Origin of the sequence: Methylocystis sp. SC2, from assembly GCF_000304315.1 — a bacterium.
Lineage (GTDB): Bacteria > Pseudomonadota > Alphaproteobacteria > Rhizobiales > Beijerinckiaceae > Methylocystis.
On sequence record NC_018485.1, the window covers coordinates 663,901 to 680,129 of the forward strand.

The following is a 16,229-nucleotide window of genomic DNA, read 5'->3' on the forward strand; positions in this document are numbered from 1 at the left end:
CTTCGCGCGACTATCGACCTCCAGCAGGGGCCACGCAATTCTTATTATGCGCCGTCTCACTCAGCCGCGCCGAACCGGTCTTCTCGCCTCCCTGGGCGCGGCGCTCGCCGCGCTGTTCCTGACGTCCTGCGTGACAGCTGCGGCGGCTGACGGGGCGCCCCCCGCGCCGGCGCCGCCGGCCCCGAATGCGCCCTCATTTTGGGACCCCAACCGCACGCCGGAAAAGCCGGACGTCTCCGGACTGCGCCAGATCCGCTTCCTGACCGAGGACGATTATCCGCCGTTCAATTTCCTGCTTTCGGATGGGCAGGTCGCGGGGTTCAACGTCGATCTCGCCAGGGCGATCTGCGTCGAACTCGACACCGCCTGCACGATCCAGCGGCGGCGGTGGGATCTACTCATTCCCGCGCTCAACGACAATAGCGGCGACGCCATCATCGCTTCGCTGGCGATCAATGACGAGACTCGAAAACAGGTCGATTTTTCCGGACCTTACATGCTGACGCCCGGTCGTTTCGCGATGCAGGCCGATACGACCCTGACGTCGGCTTCTCCGGCCGCCCTCGCCGATCGCCCGATCGCGGTGGTCGCGGGCTCGCGACACGAGGCGTTTCTGCAGGCCTTCTATCCGCGCTCGACTCTGGTGACGTTCGAAACGCCCGCCCTCGCCCGCAACGCGCTCAAGAAGGGCCGCGTTCAGGCGACGTTCGGCGACGCGATCGCCCTTTCCTACTGGCTGAACGGCGCAGAAGCGGCCGGCTGCTGCGTCTTTCGGGACGGGCCTTTCACCGATCCGAAATATTTCGGCGAAGGCGTCGGCATCGCCGTGAAAAAAGGCAATGCGCCGCTGCGCCGGGCGCTCGACTACGCGCTCTCCCGCCTCGCCCAGCGCGGCGTTTTCGCCGAGCTTTATCTGAAATATTTCCCGGTGGGGCCGTTCTGAGCCGCGCCGCCCAGCAATAGGGCGATGGCGCCGCGCGCCCGGCCGATGGCGGCGCCGAGGATCTCGGCCTTCTCGGCGGCGCTCGCATCCGCGCTGCGCAGCGCCTGTTCGTAGGCCTCGGCCGCCTGCCCCACCTCGAAGGCGCCGATCGCCCGCGCCGACCCCTTGATGGTGTGCGCAAGCCCGATGCGCCAGTCGTCGCCCCGCGCGGCGGGCGCGCGCAAGCGTTTCGTATATTGCGCCGCCTGCGCGTCGAAAAGCGCCAGCAACTCCCGTTCGAGATCATGATCGCCGAAGGTCTGTCGGGAGAGATGAACGAGGTCGATCGGCGACTGCGCGTCGGCCTCGGAAAACGGCTGCGGTTGAGCTTCGCAGTTTAGAAACGTGGAGTCCGCCAGTTTCGCCATCCCCATTCCTGTTCCCCTTGATCTCTATCGCAAAGCGGCTCGCTTTGCAGCCCCGAGAAAGGCCTGCCAAAAGCGGCGCCCAGAGCGCAGACTGGCGCGTCGATCCTGAAGGGCGCGTTAACGAAGTTTCCCGATACGGTCCCGCCGGATGTTTCAATTGCCGGGGATGGGCTGTAAAGTTTGGTTAATCTTTATTCACTGGCGGTCGCTGAGCGGCGGGCCATGAGATCGGGCCGGGCGACGCGTCTGCGCCGGCTGGAGAGGGCGAATGGCGACATCGGGAAAGATCCAGGACGCGGCGTCCGCCGCTCTGACGGCGATCGAGGAGGCGCTCGATATCGGCGCGCCGCCGGACGCCGCGGGCGCCGCGGATGAGGCGAACAACCGGTCCGGCCCGGCCCAGAGCCGGAGAGCGGAAGCGCCCGCCGGGGAGAGAAGGCCGGCCTCGGCCTATGGCGAGCCGCAGAACCGTGTTCAACCGCAGCCCGGAGCGATCGCGCCCGCCCTTGCGCCCGCGAACGACGACCGCCGCACGGTCGGCGAGTTGCGGCAGGCGCTGCAGATCAAGCCCAACCGCTCGATCATGGCGCTCACCTTCGCCTCCATGGGGCTGTGGGCGGGCTGCTGGGCCCTGTACGTTTATTTCCATCAAGGCGAGATCATTGACTTCGACGGCTCGATGCTCGCGCCGAAACCGGTTTTGACGCTCGCGGCGCTGATCGCGCCTCTCGTCTTCCTCTTTCTCACCGGATTGATGGCGCGTCGCGCCCATGAAATGCGGCTCATCGCCAACTCGATGACCGAAGTCGCCATTCGGCTCATCGAGCCCGAAACGGTCGCCACCGAACAGGTGGTCTCGCTCTCTCAGGCGATCCGGCGCGAAGCCGCCTCCATGGGAGACGGCATCGAACGCGCGCTGGCGCGGGCCGGCGAACTGGAAGTGATCGTGCGCACCGAGGTCACCAACCTCGAACGCTCCTACACGGAGAATGAACGGCGCATTCGGCTTCTCATCGACGAGCTGACGCGCGAACGCGAAGCCATCGTCGTCAACGCCGACAACGCCCGTGCGGCGCTTTTTGGCGCGCGCGAGGCGCTGTCTCAGGAGCTCGCCACGACCTCGGTCCATCTCGCGGAAGCTGTGAGCCAGGCGGGCGCGCGCGTCGCCTCCTCGCTCGGCTCCAAGGGCGAAGAGATCCGGCTCGCGCTTGACGAAGCGGGCGACGCCTTTGAATCGACCTTGGCCAGTCACGGCGAAAGAGTGCTGATCGCCCTGACCCAGACCGGCGACGAAGTCGCGCAGAAAGTGACCGGCGCGAGCGACGACGTCAGCCGCCGTTTCGCCGATGGAGTCGAGGAAGTTGGCCGCAAGCTGGAAGCCGCGAGCGAAGCGATCGCCAGCGATTTCGGCGCGCGCGGCGCCGATGTGCTCGGACGGTTCGAAGAGCTCGGCGCGAGTTTTTCCGAGGCGATCGGCGGCCAGGGGGAGCGGATCGTCGCGCAGCTCACGGAGACCGGCGGCGCCATTCGCGACACGATCGAGACGCAGGGCGGAGCCTTTGAGCGCTCGCTCGCCGAGACTCAGGATCGGCTCACGACCCGCGTCGCCGAACATGTCGAAAACGCCAGGGCGACGTTCGAAACCGCGGAAACCCGGATCGTCGGCCTGCTCGAAGACACGCATCAGAAGGCGCAAAACGAATTTCAATTGCGCGGACAAGCGCTTCACGAGGCGATTGCGCGCAGCTTGAACCAGAGCTCAACGGCGCTTGTCGAACAGGTCGACGCCGTGCAGGCGCGTTTCGTCGCCGCCGCCAGCGAAGCGGTGTCGGCGATCGGCCAACATGGCGATCGAGTCAATGAAACGCTCGCCGACAACTTCCAGGCCTTCGAACAGACCGTGCTCGGCCGCGGCGGCGAAGTGGCGGAACGGATCGCCGAACGCGGGCTGCAGATCGAGACCACTCTCGCCGAGCGGCTCGCCGCCTTCGAAGACGCCGTGGTGCGCAACAGCACGGAAGCGGCCATGCGCGTCGCTGAACATGGCAACCGCGTCAGCTCCGTCATTTCGGATGGTCTTGCCGCCTTTGAAGACACATTCGCGCGCCACGGCGAGGAGGTCGTCTCGCGCGTCGCCGAACATAGTGAGCGGGCCGCGACGACTGTCGCAACGCAGCTCGCCGCCTTCGAGACCGCGGTCGCGCTGCGCAGCGAGGAACTTGCGCAGAGCGTCGGCGACCACAGCGCGCGCGCCGAGTCGGCGCTCGCCACGCAGCTCGCCGCATTCGAAGAGTCGGTCAATAGCCGCAGCGGCGAAATCGCCGAACGGCTCAGCGAACAGAACGAGCGCGCGACGGCGACATTGTCGGCTCAGCTCGCCGCATTCGAGGAAGCGGTCACGCAGCACAGCGACGACGTCGCGGCGCGCGTGAGCGAACATGGCGGACGCGCGACGGCCGCCATCGCAACCCAGCTCGCCGCCTTCGAGGACACGGTCGCCCGCCACAGCGGGGAAGTCGCGCAGCGCGTCAGCGAACATGGCGAGCGCGCCACCTCGACGCTGACGTCGCAGCTCGCCGCTTTCGAAGAGACCGTCGTTCGCCATAGCGACGACGTCGCCCTTCGGGTCAGCGAACAGAGCGAACGGGCGACATCGACGCTCGCGGCGCAGCTGGCTTCGTTTGAAGACGCCGTCGCGCGCCACGGAGAACAGATCGCGCAGCGTGTCGGCGAGCAAGGCGAACGCGCGACATCGACGCTCTCGGCGCAACTCGCCGCCTTTGAGAACTCCATCATCCGCCACGGCGATGAGGTCGCCGAGCGCGTCGGCGAGCGTGGAGAACGCGCCGCATCGACGCTCTCCGCGCAACTCGCCGCCTTCGGAGAGGCTGTCGAGCGTCACAGCGAAGAAATCACCCAGCGCGTCAGCGAGCACGGCGAACGCGCAACGGCGGCCTTTTCGCAGGGCGTGTCGACGTTCGAAGACGTCGTCGCGCGCCAGGGCGAAGATTTGGCGGCCCGGGTAGCGGCCCGCACCGAGCGCGCCGCCGCGGAACTTGGCGACAAGCTCGCCGCCTTTGAAGACAGCGTCGCGCGCAACAGCGGACAGGTCAGCGACGCTGTCGCCCAGAGTCTCGAAGCGATCGAAAACGTGCTTGTGCGCCAAGGCGGCGAGATCGCGCAGCGCCTGGCGGCGCGCGCCGACAGCGCCCAAATCGACATCGCCGAAAAGCTCGGCGCCTTCGAAGAGGCCGTCAGACGCCATAGCGAAAGCGTGGCGTCGGTCGTCGGCGAACATGCGACGCGCGTCGACGACTTGCTCGGCGAGCGGCTCAACGCGCTCGAGGCGGCGGGAATGCTCGTCGCCAAAACGATGGAGACGTCGCGCGAACTCGCGCTGCAGGAATTCGAGACGCACGGCGCGGCGTTGCGCGACAAGCTTCGCCAAAGCGTCGCCGAGGCCTCCTCGGCTCTCGCCGAAAACGCCGCGACGATGCATGAGCGCTTCGCAAATACGGCGAGCGACGCCGTTCTGGCGATCGCCACGCAGGGCGAGCGGCTGCATGAATTGGTGAACGATCGTTTCGGCGCCTTCGAGAACGCCGTCCTGTCCGAAAGCAAAGACGTCGTGGCGTCGCTGGCCGACCATGGCGAGCGCATCGCGGTCACGCTTGGCGAACAGCTCGCCCAATTCGAGAATGCGCTGCTGCGCGACGGCGGCGAACTCGCGGATCGGGTCGGCGCGCATGCCGAACGCCTCAGCGCCGAACTCACGCAGCGCTTCGCTGTCGTCGAAGACGTGATCGGCGGCCAGGGAACGCAGCTTGTCGACAGTCTGACGACGCGGACGGCGGACGCGGCCGCCCGACTCGACGCACAAGCGCAAGAGATCGCGCATCGGATCGACGACCGGCTGCAGTCGCTCGATGAGACCATCCGCATGCAGGGCGGCGCGCTCGTCGAAAGGCTCTCGGCGCAAGTCGAGCATTACAACGCCCGGATCGGCGACAATTCTCGCCATTTCGCCGATGAGATCGACGCGAGACTGGCCGAGATCGACGGCGCGATCGAGAGCAAAGGCGGCCATCTGGTCGAAAAGCTCGGCGCCCGCGCAATCGACATCGCGTCGACGATGTCCAACAAGATCGAAGCCTTCGAGAACGTCGCCAACGCCAGAACAATGGAGGCGGCGGACCGCATCGACGAACTGGTCGGCCGCGTTGATGCGGGCCTGGGCGTCGGCGGCCAGATGCTGCAGGAGGCGCTCTCCAAACATGCGGCTGAAGTCGCGCGAGTGATGGAGGACGGCGGGCGCCAGGTCATGCAAACGCTCGACGCAAAGATCAAGGACGTCGACTGGGTGCTGCTGTCGCGATCGAGCGAACTTGCCCATACGATCGCCTCCAGAACAGAGGAAATCAACGAAGCGCTGGGTGGACACGCGAAGGAGCTGGAGACGACCCTCGACGGACGCATCGCGCTGCTCGAGAACAATGTGATCAGCCGGCTCGGCGCCGTTTCCTCCGAGATCGACGAGGGCGGCCGACTGGTCGTGGACACGATCGGCGCCCGTCTGCAGGACATCAAAGACGTTCTGGCCGCGGCGCGGCGCGAATTCGATACGACGCTTCATGCGCGCGCCGGCGATCTCGGCCAGTCGCTCGCCGAACGCGTCGCAGAGATCAGCGACGCGCTGGATGCGCGCCTCACGCAAATGCAGACCGTGCTCGACGCCCGCGGCGGAGCCGTCGCCCAGGAATTGACGACGATCGGCGATTTGGTGACGACCGCCGTCGAAAATAGCAGCGCCGCCCTTGTCTCACGCCTCGGCGTCGAGCGCGACGAGCTGACGAATGCGCTGGACGCCTCCCGCGAGGCGCTGGCGCTGACGCTGGAGACCAGCGTGCAGACTTCGATTGCGGCGCTGCTGGAGACAAACGAAAGAATTCGCGCCGAGCTGCCCGCCCTGCTCGACACGCTCGGCGAGACGAACGCCTCGCTTCATGCGGTCATCGACAAGACCGGCGGCAATCTGGTCACGCTCGAACACGAACTTGGCAAGCGCCTCGCCGAGTTCCACGGCGCGCTGAACGAGGCCTCGACGCAAGTCGAACATATCAGCGCCGTCGCTGGCGGCACGATGCAGGACGCCAACGCCATCGTCGCGGCGCTCGACGAGAGACAGCACACGCTGGCGCAGAGCGCGCAAAAACTGGCGCAAAGCCAGGAGGCGCTCGACGCCGTGATGGCGGCCCGCCGCCGCTCGCTCGAGGAACTGGTGACGCTCATCGAAGGCCGGCGGGCCGAATTCGAAAGCGCCATGACGCAGTTCGGCGAATTGATGGACCGTTCGTTCCGCTCTATCGAGACGCGGTCGCGCGACCTTGGAGGCGAGCTGAGCGAAACCTCCAGGCAAACCGCCGATTTGATCGAGACGCGCTTTGCCGCGGTGCGCGCCGCCGCGGAAGGCGAACGCGAGCAGACTTCGGAAGCGCTGCGCGCCGCCTTCTCACAAGCCAATGAAGAGATCACCCGTCTGTTCGGCGACGCGCGCTCGAAATTCGACGCGGCGACAGACGAGATTCGCGGCCTCGCGCGCAACATCCATCGCGAGATCGAGGAGACCCGCGAGGAGGTGCGCCGCGGCGCGACCGAAATTCCGCGCGAAACCGCGGAGCAGGCGGCGGCGCTGCGGCGGGTCGTCGGCGATCAGGTGAAGGCGCTGAACGAACTCACCGACATCGTGGCGCGCTCGGGCCACGTCTATGACATCGCCGAACAAAGCGCTCCGCTCCGTCAGGCGATCCCGGATCAGGCGGCGCGCGCAGCGCCGCAGGTCGCGCAGAATCGCGCGGCGGAGCCGACGCGCGAGCCGCAGGGCGGATGGCTGAGCAACCTGCTTGCGCGCGCCTCCTTCGACGACTCCGCGCCGCAGCCGCCGCGCCCGGCGCGGTCGCTGGCGACGGCGGGCGCCCTCGACAGCCTGACGCTCGACATTGCGCGTATGGTCGACAACGCCGCCGTGGCGGAGCTGTGGCGCCGCTATCAGCGCGGCGAGAAGGGCGGGCTATTCGGTCGCCGTCTCTACACCGCGCAAGGCCATCAGACCTTCGAGGAAATCCGTCGCCGCTATCGCGTCGATCAGGCGTTTCGCGCGACCGCCGATCGCTACGTCGCGCACTTCGAGGATCTGCTCGTTGAGACCAGCCGCGGCGATCACGACGGCTCGAAAGCGCTCGACCTGCTGACGGGCGACGCCGGCAAGGTTTACACCATGCTCAGCCACGCCTCCGGACGCTTCGAATAGCGCTCAACCTATTCGATCGATTCCGGCGGCTCGGCGCCGATGCGCGCTTCAAAAGCGACTTCGGCGCGCAGATTGTCGAGGTCGCGGCCGATGGTCGCGACGGCCAGCAGCCGGTCGCCCTTGAAGTAGGAAACGGCGCAGTCGGCGGCGGCCGGATCGCCTGACATTTCCAGCCGGTCCCACGACGCGGCGTTTCCGATATAGGAAATCGCCTCATCGTAATGCTGGCTCCAGAAGAAGGGCGCGGCGTCGAACTTTTCCTTGCGGCCGAGAATGTTGCGCGCGGCCGTCTGTCCCTGACGCTCCGCGACAACCCAATGTTCGACGCGTATCCGCGCCCCCGTGATCTTGTCGGGCCAGCTGGCGATGTCGCCGGCGGCGTAGATATCGGGCGCGCTCGTCTGCAGATATTCATCGACGAGCACGCCGCGGTCCACCGCAAGGCCGGCTGATTGGGCGAGCGAGAGATCCGGCTTCACCCCGACGCCGATGACGACGATATCGGCGTCCAAGATCGCGCCGCTTTTCAAATTGACCGTGCGCTCGCCGATCTCCGTCGCCGTGTCCCCGAGATGGAAGACGACGCCATGGCTCTCGTGCAGCTTTCTCACATGCGCGCCGATTTCGGGGCCGAGAATGCGCGCCATCGGTATTTCCTCGGGCGCAATGACGCGCACGTCGAGACCGCGGCCGCGCAGCGACGCCGCCACCTCAAGGCCGATGAAGCTCGCGCCGATCACGGCCACGCGGCGCGCCCCGGCGCAGGCGGCGATGATCCGGTCGCAATCCGCGAGCGAGCGCAGATAATAAACATGGCTCCGTTCGGCTCCCGGCGTCGGCAGCTTGGTGGGGAATGCGCCCGTGGCGAGCAGCAGCGCGTCGTAGGACAGCGTCGTCCCGTCAGCGAGCGTCAGCCGCTTGTCCGCGGGGTCGAGCGACTCGACGCGCCGTCCCAGACGCAGCTGGACGCCGTTGTCGCGATACCAGGCGGGATCGCGCAACGGCAGCCAGTCCGGCTGCGCGCTTCCGGCCAGATAATCCTTGGACAGATTGGGACGGTCGTAGGGCTCGGCGGGATCGGCGCTGACCAGCTCCAGAAGGCCGTCATAGCCTTCCGCCCTTAACACCTGCGCGGCGGCGAAGCCCGCGGCGCCGCCGCCGACGATGACGACGCCGCGCGATTCGGCAGCGCCCCTACGCGCAGGGCGCGCGGGGTCGGGCAGCCTTTCGCGCGCAAACGCCTTTCCGTCGACCTGCTCGACCCGCCACCGCGGCAGCGGATCGAAGGCGGGGGCGCGCAACGCGCGGCCGCTGCGCAAGCTGAAACAGGCATGGTGCCACGGGCACCGGATCGAGCCGCCGACCACGAGGCCCTCGGCCAAGGGCCCATGATAATGCGTGCAATGCGCGCCGATGACGAAGAACTCGTCGCCCTGTCGCGCCATCACCGCGTCCTCGCCGGCCACATGGCCAAGCAACGGGCGGCCTTCGGAAACCTCGGCGGCGGCGACTCCCTGCGTGAAGTCGGGGCCCTCGGGTTGATTGCGCCCTTCTTCCGTCATGTCGCTCTCTCCCCCTCCGCGCCGTCGCGCCCGTGCGCCAGCCTATTGCCACGCTTACTAAAGAGGGCGGCGCTTGAAGAGCGGCAAGCCTCGATCCGGACGGAAGCGATCGTGATTCGTCAAGAATCGAACACTTTGTCACCTTTTGTATTATGAGAGGCGTTATGAAATGCCCATCGGCGGCTCTGGAACCATGAAAAATTGTGACATTGCCGCCACACTAATTAGAACAAATTTTCGTCAGGGCTTTTTTTGCCTAACAATTGGGCAGATGCGCGGACGTTGGGCTTGAACGGAACTTCGCTCGCGAGTGATATCAATCAGATCTCGCCTCCCAGACGGAGTTCCCAGCAATGAAATGGCCCTATCTTTCGACCGTCGCTGCACTCTCGCTAGCAACCAGCGTCACGAGCGCTGCCCATGCTCAGTCGAAGCTGATGGAGGTCGACCCGACTCTGATCGAAGAGAATCAACCCGCGCCGCCCCCTGCGGCCAAGCCCGTCAAAAAAGGCAAGATCGTCAAGGGTCCGGCCGTGGCCCCGACGCCCGCCTGGATCGATACGCTGACCATCGACGGCTACGTCGAAGGCGGCGTCGCCGTCAACTTCAATCAGCCGTTCAACAAGCTGAACTGGGGCCATCTCTACACCGACCGCGCCAATTGGCCAACCTTCAACGGCGCCCTCCTGACCGTGCAGCGTCCGCTCGATCCCAAGGCCGAAGGCTATGACTTCGGATTCAAGCTTCAGGGCATGGTCGGCGAGGACATGCGCTACAACCACTACCTCGGCATTCTCGACTATGCGATCGCCTCGCGCACGCAGATCGGACCGATCGAGGCCAATGTCCTGGCGCATTTTCCGTGGATTAGCCCGATCAGCGAAGGCGGCGTCGACCTCAAGTTGGGCATGTTCGTCACCTACAACGGCGCGGAAGTGATCCCGGCGAAAGACAATCTGTTCTACAGCCACTCCTACATCTTCAACTTCGGTCCGTTTATCCACACCGGCGCGATGGTCACCACCCACGTCAAGCCCTGGCTCGACGTCTATACCGGCGTGACCAGCGGCGTGAACACGAGCCTCGGCTGGCCGGGTGACAACAACGCCGCCGCGTCCTTCCACGGCGGCTTCGGCTTCAACCTGCTCGACGGCAATCTGACCATTATGGCGATCACCCACACGGGTCCGGAGAACCAGAGACAGACCGATCCGCTCGGCGTCGGCTGGCCTGTCGGTTTCACCGGCGTCCCGTTCACTCCGGGGGGGTGGCCTCCGCCGACGACGGCCGGCTGGCCGTTCAACCAGGGCGGCTTCGGCGCTCCTAGCCTCTGCGCCTGCGACGTCAACACGGCGATCCGTTCGTTCAACAACCTCACGACGACCTGGAAGGCGACCGAGAATCTGACGTTCATCACCGACATCAGCTTCATGCTGGAAAGCGGCTGGAACAATAGCTCCTTCGGCCTGCCGCAAAAGGCTTGGGCCGCGGCCAACGCCATCACCGGCACGGGATTCTGGGGCACGGCCCCGGCCTATCCGATGGGCGCGCGCGCCTTCGGCATCGCGCAATATTTCTCCTACAAGATCAACGATATCTTCAAGCTCAACGGGCGCGCCGAATTCTATCGCGACAACAACAACTTCTTCGTCAGCGCCTATCCGGGCTATTTCGACGCGGTCAATCTGGCGCATGGCTTCTGGTGTCCGTCCTGCATCAACCAGAACCTGGGAACGGGCCTTTATGCGAACAGGCCGGTCTATTCCGGCACGAGCTATCTGGCCTTCACGCTCGGTATGACGATTACGCCTGAACTGCCGGTCAAACTGCCCTACATCACCGGCCTGATCATCCGGCCGGAGCTGCGTTGGGACACGACGGTCAACGGCACCACGCCGTTCTTCAGCCGCAGCGGACTGAGCTCGAACCAGGGCATGTTCAATATGGACGTGATCGTTCCCTTCACGCTCCTTTAGCCGCAGTTTGCGAGAGCATACGAAGCAAGCCGCCCGGTCCGCCGGGCGGTTTTTATTGCGGAAGTTCGTCGTTCGCGTGATTGCGCGGCTGATCGCGCATGAGAATTTCGACGTCCGAGTCCTTGGTCGACTGCACGCGGAACGTGCCCTGGTAGGTTTTGCCCTCATGGCGCGCGATGGCGACATATTCGCCCTCGGCCAAAACCAGCGACGGGAAAGCGCCGATCATCTCGCGGATGACGTCGCCGCCGGGCGTGAGCACCGAGAAGCTGGTATTGGCGAGCGCCTCGCCGCCCGGCTGCTTGACGAGCTTCAAGGTCATGGTCGCCGCGCGATGGCGCAGGGTCGCTTCGATCAGTTTTCCGGCCGGTATTTTCAAATCCGCCGTAACCACGGAGTTGGTCTGGTTCGTCCCGCCCTGGGCGCCCTGCCCCGTGTCGAGCAAGGTGGAGACGACGTGATAGGCGCCCTCGGGGAGGCAGATCATTTGATCGGCGTTGGCGTTGGCGAGAATGAGCTTCGCTTCTGAATTGCCGCGTTCCGGCACATAGATCGAAATGGACAGCCGCTGCGCGGGAATTTGCGCGTCGCCCAGCTTGTCGATGAGCTTCAGCCCGCCGGCGTTCAGAACGATCCGCTCGGAGACATTGCCGCCCTCCATGGCGACGCGGCGCGTGACGCCGGCCAGCCCATAGGCGGCGTGGACGATATAGGAGCCGTCCGGCAGCGGCAGCGTCGGGATCGCCTCTTCGGATTGCGCCACGAGCTTGTGCGATCCGTCCGGCTGGGCGCTCTCCTCAAAGACGCGCCAGACGAGCCCTGAGTGGACCGGCTGCTGGTCACTGGCTGCAAGCGTCGCGCTCAGCCGCAGCGTGGCGCGTCTTTCGGTCGGCGGCGCGGCCGGCGCCGCCTCGCCGGCGCCATGCGGCGGATGGGTACGGCGCGGCGGCTGTTGCTGCGCTTGCGTCGGCGCGGGGAGAAGCGCTGCGCCGGCGAGCGCCGCCGCGGCGACCCGGCCAAGCGCGTCCAATCGGACTTTTTTCATCGACCTGTCTATGCCGAGGATTGCGGTCTTTGTCGATTCTCGCTCCGCGGGAAGACCTCATGGATGGCCGCGATCTCGCCGGGAAAAAGCGCCATCGCCCCTCGAAAACCGTCGCGGCGCGCCGCTGCATAGGCCTGCGTTTCCCCGGGTTGCGCGGGCGGCGCGAGCGCCGGAACGCCGGCCGAGGCCGCCGCGATCACGACCGCTCCGCGCGCCATTTGGACAGCGGCGCCGTTACCCTCGGCGAGCCCCAGCGCCGCGCGCAGCCCGGCTTCGTCGAAGGCCAGCGCCGCAAGACGCGGCGACGCGCCGGCAAGGGAATGCAACGCCAACACGGCGGCGGGATCGCCCCCCGCGAAGGCGCCGATCCTGGTCGCGCCGTCGGCGCGGCCGGCTTGCGCCTCGCGCACGGCGAGCTTCACGGCCATGCGCTGCAGGCTCGCGGCGCCGTCGCAGGATGGAAGAAAGACGCCGTCCGGCCCCGGGCCGAACAGCGCGTCGAGGTCGGCTTCGATGAGCTCGCTGTCGAGAGCGGCGACTTCCACGAAGAGCTTCGGCGCCGCGCTCTTGCCTCGCGCCTCATTGATCAGCGCGCAAGCGCGCGCGCGGACGCCGCGTCGCGCCGCGTCTTCCGCACAGGGGCCGAGCCGCAACAGGAGCGCATCGGCGCCGCACTCAAGCGCCGCTGCGACATCCTCATCGCTGGCGTCGGACTCAAGGATCAAACAAGAGCGCATGCGAGCTGAGTGGCTTTTCTCGGGAGACCTCGGGCCACTTCTATCATGCTCAACGGCCAGCGTGGCGAGGGCTGCGTTGACGGCCCGCGGAGCGGCGCGCATAAGCGCCTCGATGATCGATCGTTTTGAAACCTATCTATTGAAACTGCGCGAAACGCCGCTCGCGGAGCATACCGAGCATACGGGCCGCGCCGCCCTGGAATCTCTCTTGGGCCAATTCGCCAAGGACGCGCACACAGGTCTGCGGGTCCAGCACGAACCCAAGCGCGATAAAGACAAGGGCGCGCCTGACTTCAAGGTTTCCCGCCATGGCATGATCCTCGGCTATGTCGAGGTCAAGGAAATCGGCGCCAATCTCGACAAGATTCTCAAGTCCGACCAGATCAAGCGGTATCGCGAACTCTCAGCCAATATAATCCTTACGGACTATTTGCAGTGGATATGGATCGATGGCGCGCATGTGAATGCGCGCGAAGCGCTCGCCTTCCCGACCGACCTCGACGCGCGCAAAATTCGCATCGCGCCGGAGCGTGCGGAGGCCGTCGGCAAACTGATATCGGCGTTCTTCTCCGAAGCGCCCGAGGGCATTGGCCGCGCTCAGCAATTGGCGCTGGCGCTCGCAACGCGCAGCAAGTTGCTGCGCGAATTTTTAGGCGAAGAATTGGTACGACAGCAACGAGAACATCAAGAGGGCCGTTTGTTCGGCCTATTTCAGATTTTTCGCGACCAAGTCTTCCACGAACTCACGACTGCGGATTTCGCCGACGCCTTCGCGCAGATGCTGGCTTACGGTCTGTTTCTCGCGAAGCTCAACGCCGATACTGAACGCGTCACGCTGCATAATGCACGCGAGTTCGTGCCGGGCTCCTTCCGACTGATTCGCGAACTCGTCGACTTCCTGACCGTGCTCGATAGCGACGAATATCGCGAGGTGCGATGGGTCGTTGAAGAGGTGCTCTCCATCGTCAACGGGCTCGATCTGCCCGCGATTCACGAGGACTTATCCTTCCGGACCCGCAAGGCGATCAATCGCAAGGTCCGCGCGCAGGATGAAGAAGAGCATCGGCTTTTCGAGCGCGATCCCTTCATTTACTTCTACGAGGATTATCTGAAGGCCTACGACGCCAAGATGCGCAAGAGCCGCGGCGTCTATTACACGCCGCCGCCGATCGTGAATTTCATCGTCCGCGCGGTAGACGATGTTCTGAAGGACAGTTTCGGCATTCGCGAGGGGCTGGCGGATTCAAAGCGCGTCACCGTGCTCGATTTCGCCTGCGGCACGGGAACGTTTTTGCTCGAAGTGTTTCAGCGCATCTTCGACAATATCGGCGGCGCCGACAAAGGGCGCGCCGACCCGATCGTACGCGAACACATTTTGAAGAACATCTACGGCTTCGAATATCTCATCGCGCCCTACACCATCGCGCATCTGAAGCTCTCACAATTTTTGAAGGACCGCGGCCATGCGCTGAAGGATGACGAGCGGCTTCAGGTCTTTCTCACGAACACGCTGGAACCGATCGAGCCGCAGAAGAACTTCCTGCTGCCGGCGATCTCGGCTGAGGTCGAGGCGGCGCAGGCCGTGAAGGACAAGCCGATATTGGTGATTTTGGGGAATCCACCCTATTCTGGTCATTCCAAGAATAAAGGCGCATGGATAACGACCGCAATCGATGGATACAAATACACGATCGAAAAAGACGATAAGGGCAAGGAATTCGTTAAGCCGCTCGGTGAACGCAATCCGAAGTGGCTCAATGACGACTACGTGAAGTTCATTCGCTTCGCGCAGTTGAAAATGGACGCAGTCGATGAAGGCGTCGTCGGAATCATCACCAATCATTCATGGCTCGACAATCCGACATTTCGCGGCATGCGCCAGTCGCTAATGCGCAGCTTCGATCGAATTTACGTAATCGACCTGCACGGAAACGCCAAGAAGAAGGAAGTCGCGCCAGACGGCTCGAAGGACGAAAATATTTTCGACATTGAGCAGGGTGTGGCGATCAGCATCTTCGTCAAAAAGCCCGGCTTGGAACGCGGGGTTTGGCGCGGCGACTGGTGGGGGAAAAGGCTGGAAAAATATAAGGCCGGGGCCGAGCAAACTCTCAAGTCGTCCAAGGTTGAGAGACTTGAGCTCAACGAGCGAGACTTTTACTTTATTCTTCGAAATAGAGAGCTAGAAAAAAGCTACGGAAGCGGATGGGCCCTCGCGGAAATCTATTCCCTTGGAGGCGCGGGAATCGTGACTGCTCATGACGCGTTCTCGATTAGCTTTGAAAGTCGCGAGCTAATCGCTCGCTTCGAAAAATTCCGAAAGGCCAAAGGAGACGCCAAAGCTCTTCATCAGGAATTTGACGTCGAAGAAAAAACTGGCTGGGATATTTTAAGAGGATGGAAAGCTCTCTCACAAAGCCCGCGAAAGACCGCGGATTTTGTTCGAGAAATCGCTTATTCACCTTTTGACTCACGAAAAATTCTTTACGAAGATCATCTCGTTTGGCGTACCGTCAGAAAGCTCATGGATGAAATTGACGACGAAAATTTCGTCTTGCTTTCCAGTCGCGTCACGAAGGACGAAATATCTGCGATCATTGTGTCTTCCGCATTTCGGCATAAATCGGCTACTCGCTATGACATAACCTATGGTTTCCCATTATATACACGCTCAGATTCCCGCAGAATAGAAAACTTCTCTCCCCCCTTCCGCAGCTTCCTCGACGCTCGATATGATGGCCATCATTTCGAAGCCGAAGAAATTCTCGGATACATTTACGCAGTCCTGCACGCGCCGACTTACCGGCGCCGCTACGCAGAATTTCTGCGCATAGATTTCCCCCGCATTCCCTTCGCGGAAAAACGCGAGGACTTCGAGACGCTGTCGCGCATGGGCACCGAACTGATCGAGGCGCATCTTCTGAAGGACTTCCCGCGTCGCGGTCTCGGCGACTATCATGGGCGCGGCGACAACAGCGTCGAAAAGCCCCGCTATGTCGAAGCCGAGGAACGCGTTTTCATCAATGACGCGCAATCCTTCGCGCCCGTGCCGAAGGAGATTTGGGAATTCCACATCGGCGGTTATCAGGTGCTCGAGAAATATCTGAAGTCTCGAAAGGGGCGGACGTTTTCTCTCGACGAGATCAATCATGTCGCCGCGGTCGCTGACGTTCTGGCCTTCACCATCGAGCAGATGGAGAAAATCGACGACGCCTGGCGCAAGGCTTTCCCGGACAGGGGATAACTCTCCAAGAC

At 64.0% G+C, this 16,229-nt stretch carries 8 protein-coding genes; 4 read left to right on the plus strand and 4 right to left on the minus strand.

The window, feature by feature from the left end; translation table 11 throughout:
• The first annotated feature begins 46 nt into the window (after positions 1 to 46).
• Positions 47 to 943 carry a transporter substrate-binding domain-containing protein gene (locus BN69_RS03145; RefSeq protein ID WP_014890100.1) on the plus strand — a complete coding sequence of 299 codons (897 nt, stop codon included), beginning with the start codon at positions 47 to 49 and terminating at the stop codon, positions 941 to 943.
• Here BN69_RS03145 and BN69_RS03150 read toward each other — a convergent pair.
• On the minus strand, positions 910 to 1,350 hold the full coding sequence (locus BN69_RS03150) for an Hpt domain-containing protein (protein ID WP_148277012.1): 441 nt from the start codon (positions 1,348 to 1,350) through the stop codon (positions 910 to 912). The two genes, BN69_RS03145 and BN69_RS03150, sit on opposite strands and share 34 nt — an antisense overlap.
• A 268-nt stretch (positions 1,351 to 1,618) precedes the next feature.
• Here BN69_RS03150 and BN69_RS03155 point away from each other — a divergent pair, with 268 nt between their 5' ends.
• Positions 1,619 to 7,657, plus strand: coding sequence for an apolipoprotein A-IV repeat region-like domain-containing protein (locus BN69_RS03155; protein ID WP_014890102.1), 6,039 nt, complete (start codon positions 1,619 to 1,621; stop codon positions 7,655 to 7,657).
• An 8-nt stretch (positions 7,658 to 7,665) separates the two neighbouring features.
• Here BN69_RS03155 and BN69_RS03160 read toward each other — a convergent pair whose 3' ends face one another.
• Entirely contained in the window at positions 7,666 to 9,219 is a 1,554-nt protein-coding gene (locus BN69_RS03160; protein WP_014890103.1) for an FAD-dependent oxidoreductase, read from the minus strand.
• Between the two features lie 353 nt (positions 9,220 to 9,572).
• On the opposite strand from BN69_RS03160, the gene BN69_RS03165 reads away from it, so the two are divergent.
• Complete coding sequence (locus BN69_RS03165; RefSeq protein WP_014890104.1) at positions 9,573 to 11,195, plus strand: outer membrane beta-barrel protein; 1,623 nt, start codon at positions 9,573 to 9,575, stop codon at positions 11,193 to 11,195.
• A 52-nt stretch (positions 11,196 to 11,247) separates the two neighbouring features.
• Here BN69_RS03165 and BN69_RS03170 read toward each other — a convergent pair whose 3' ends face one another.
• Both BN69_RS03170 and BN69_RS03175 read right to left on the minus strand, forming a co-directional pair.
• On the minus strand, positions 11,248 to 12,240 hold the full coding sequence (locus BN69_RS03170; protein WP_014890105.1) for a hypothetical protein: 993 nt from the start codon (positions 12,238 to 12,240) through the stop codon (positions 11,248 to 11,250).
• Positions 12,241 to 12,248: 8 nt separating this feature from the next.
• The gene (locus BN69_RS03175) at positions 12,249 to 12,965 is read right to left on the minus strand and encodes an aldolase/citrate lyase family protein (protein WP_148277192.1); all 717 of its coding nucleotides are present in this window, start codon (positions 12,963 to 12,965) and stop codon (positions 12,249 to 12,251) included.
• Positions 12,966 to 13,089: 124 nt separating this feature from the next.
• Here BN69_RS03175 and BN69_RS03180 point away from each other — a divergent pair, with 124 nt between their 5' ends.
• On the plus strand, positions 13,090 to 16,218 hold the full coding sequence (locus BN69_RS03180) for a type ISP restriction/modification enzyme (RefSeq protein ID WP_014890107.1): 3,129 nt from the start codon (positions 13,090 to 13,092) through the stop codon (positions 16,216 to 16,218).
• The last annotated feature ends 11 nt before the right edge of the window (positions 16,219 to 16,229 follow it).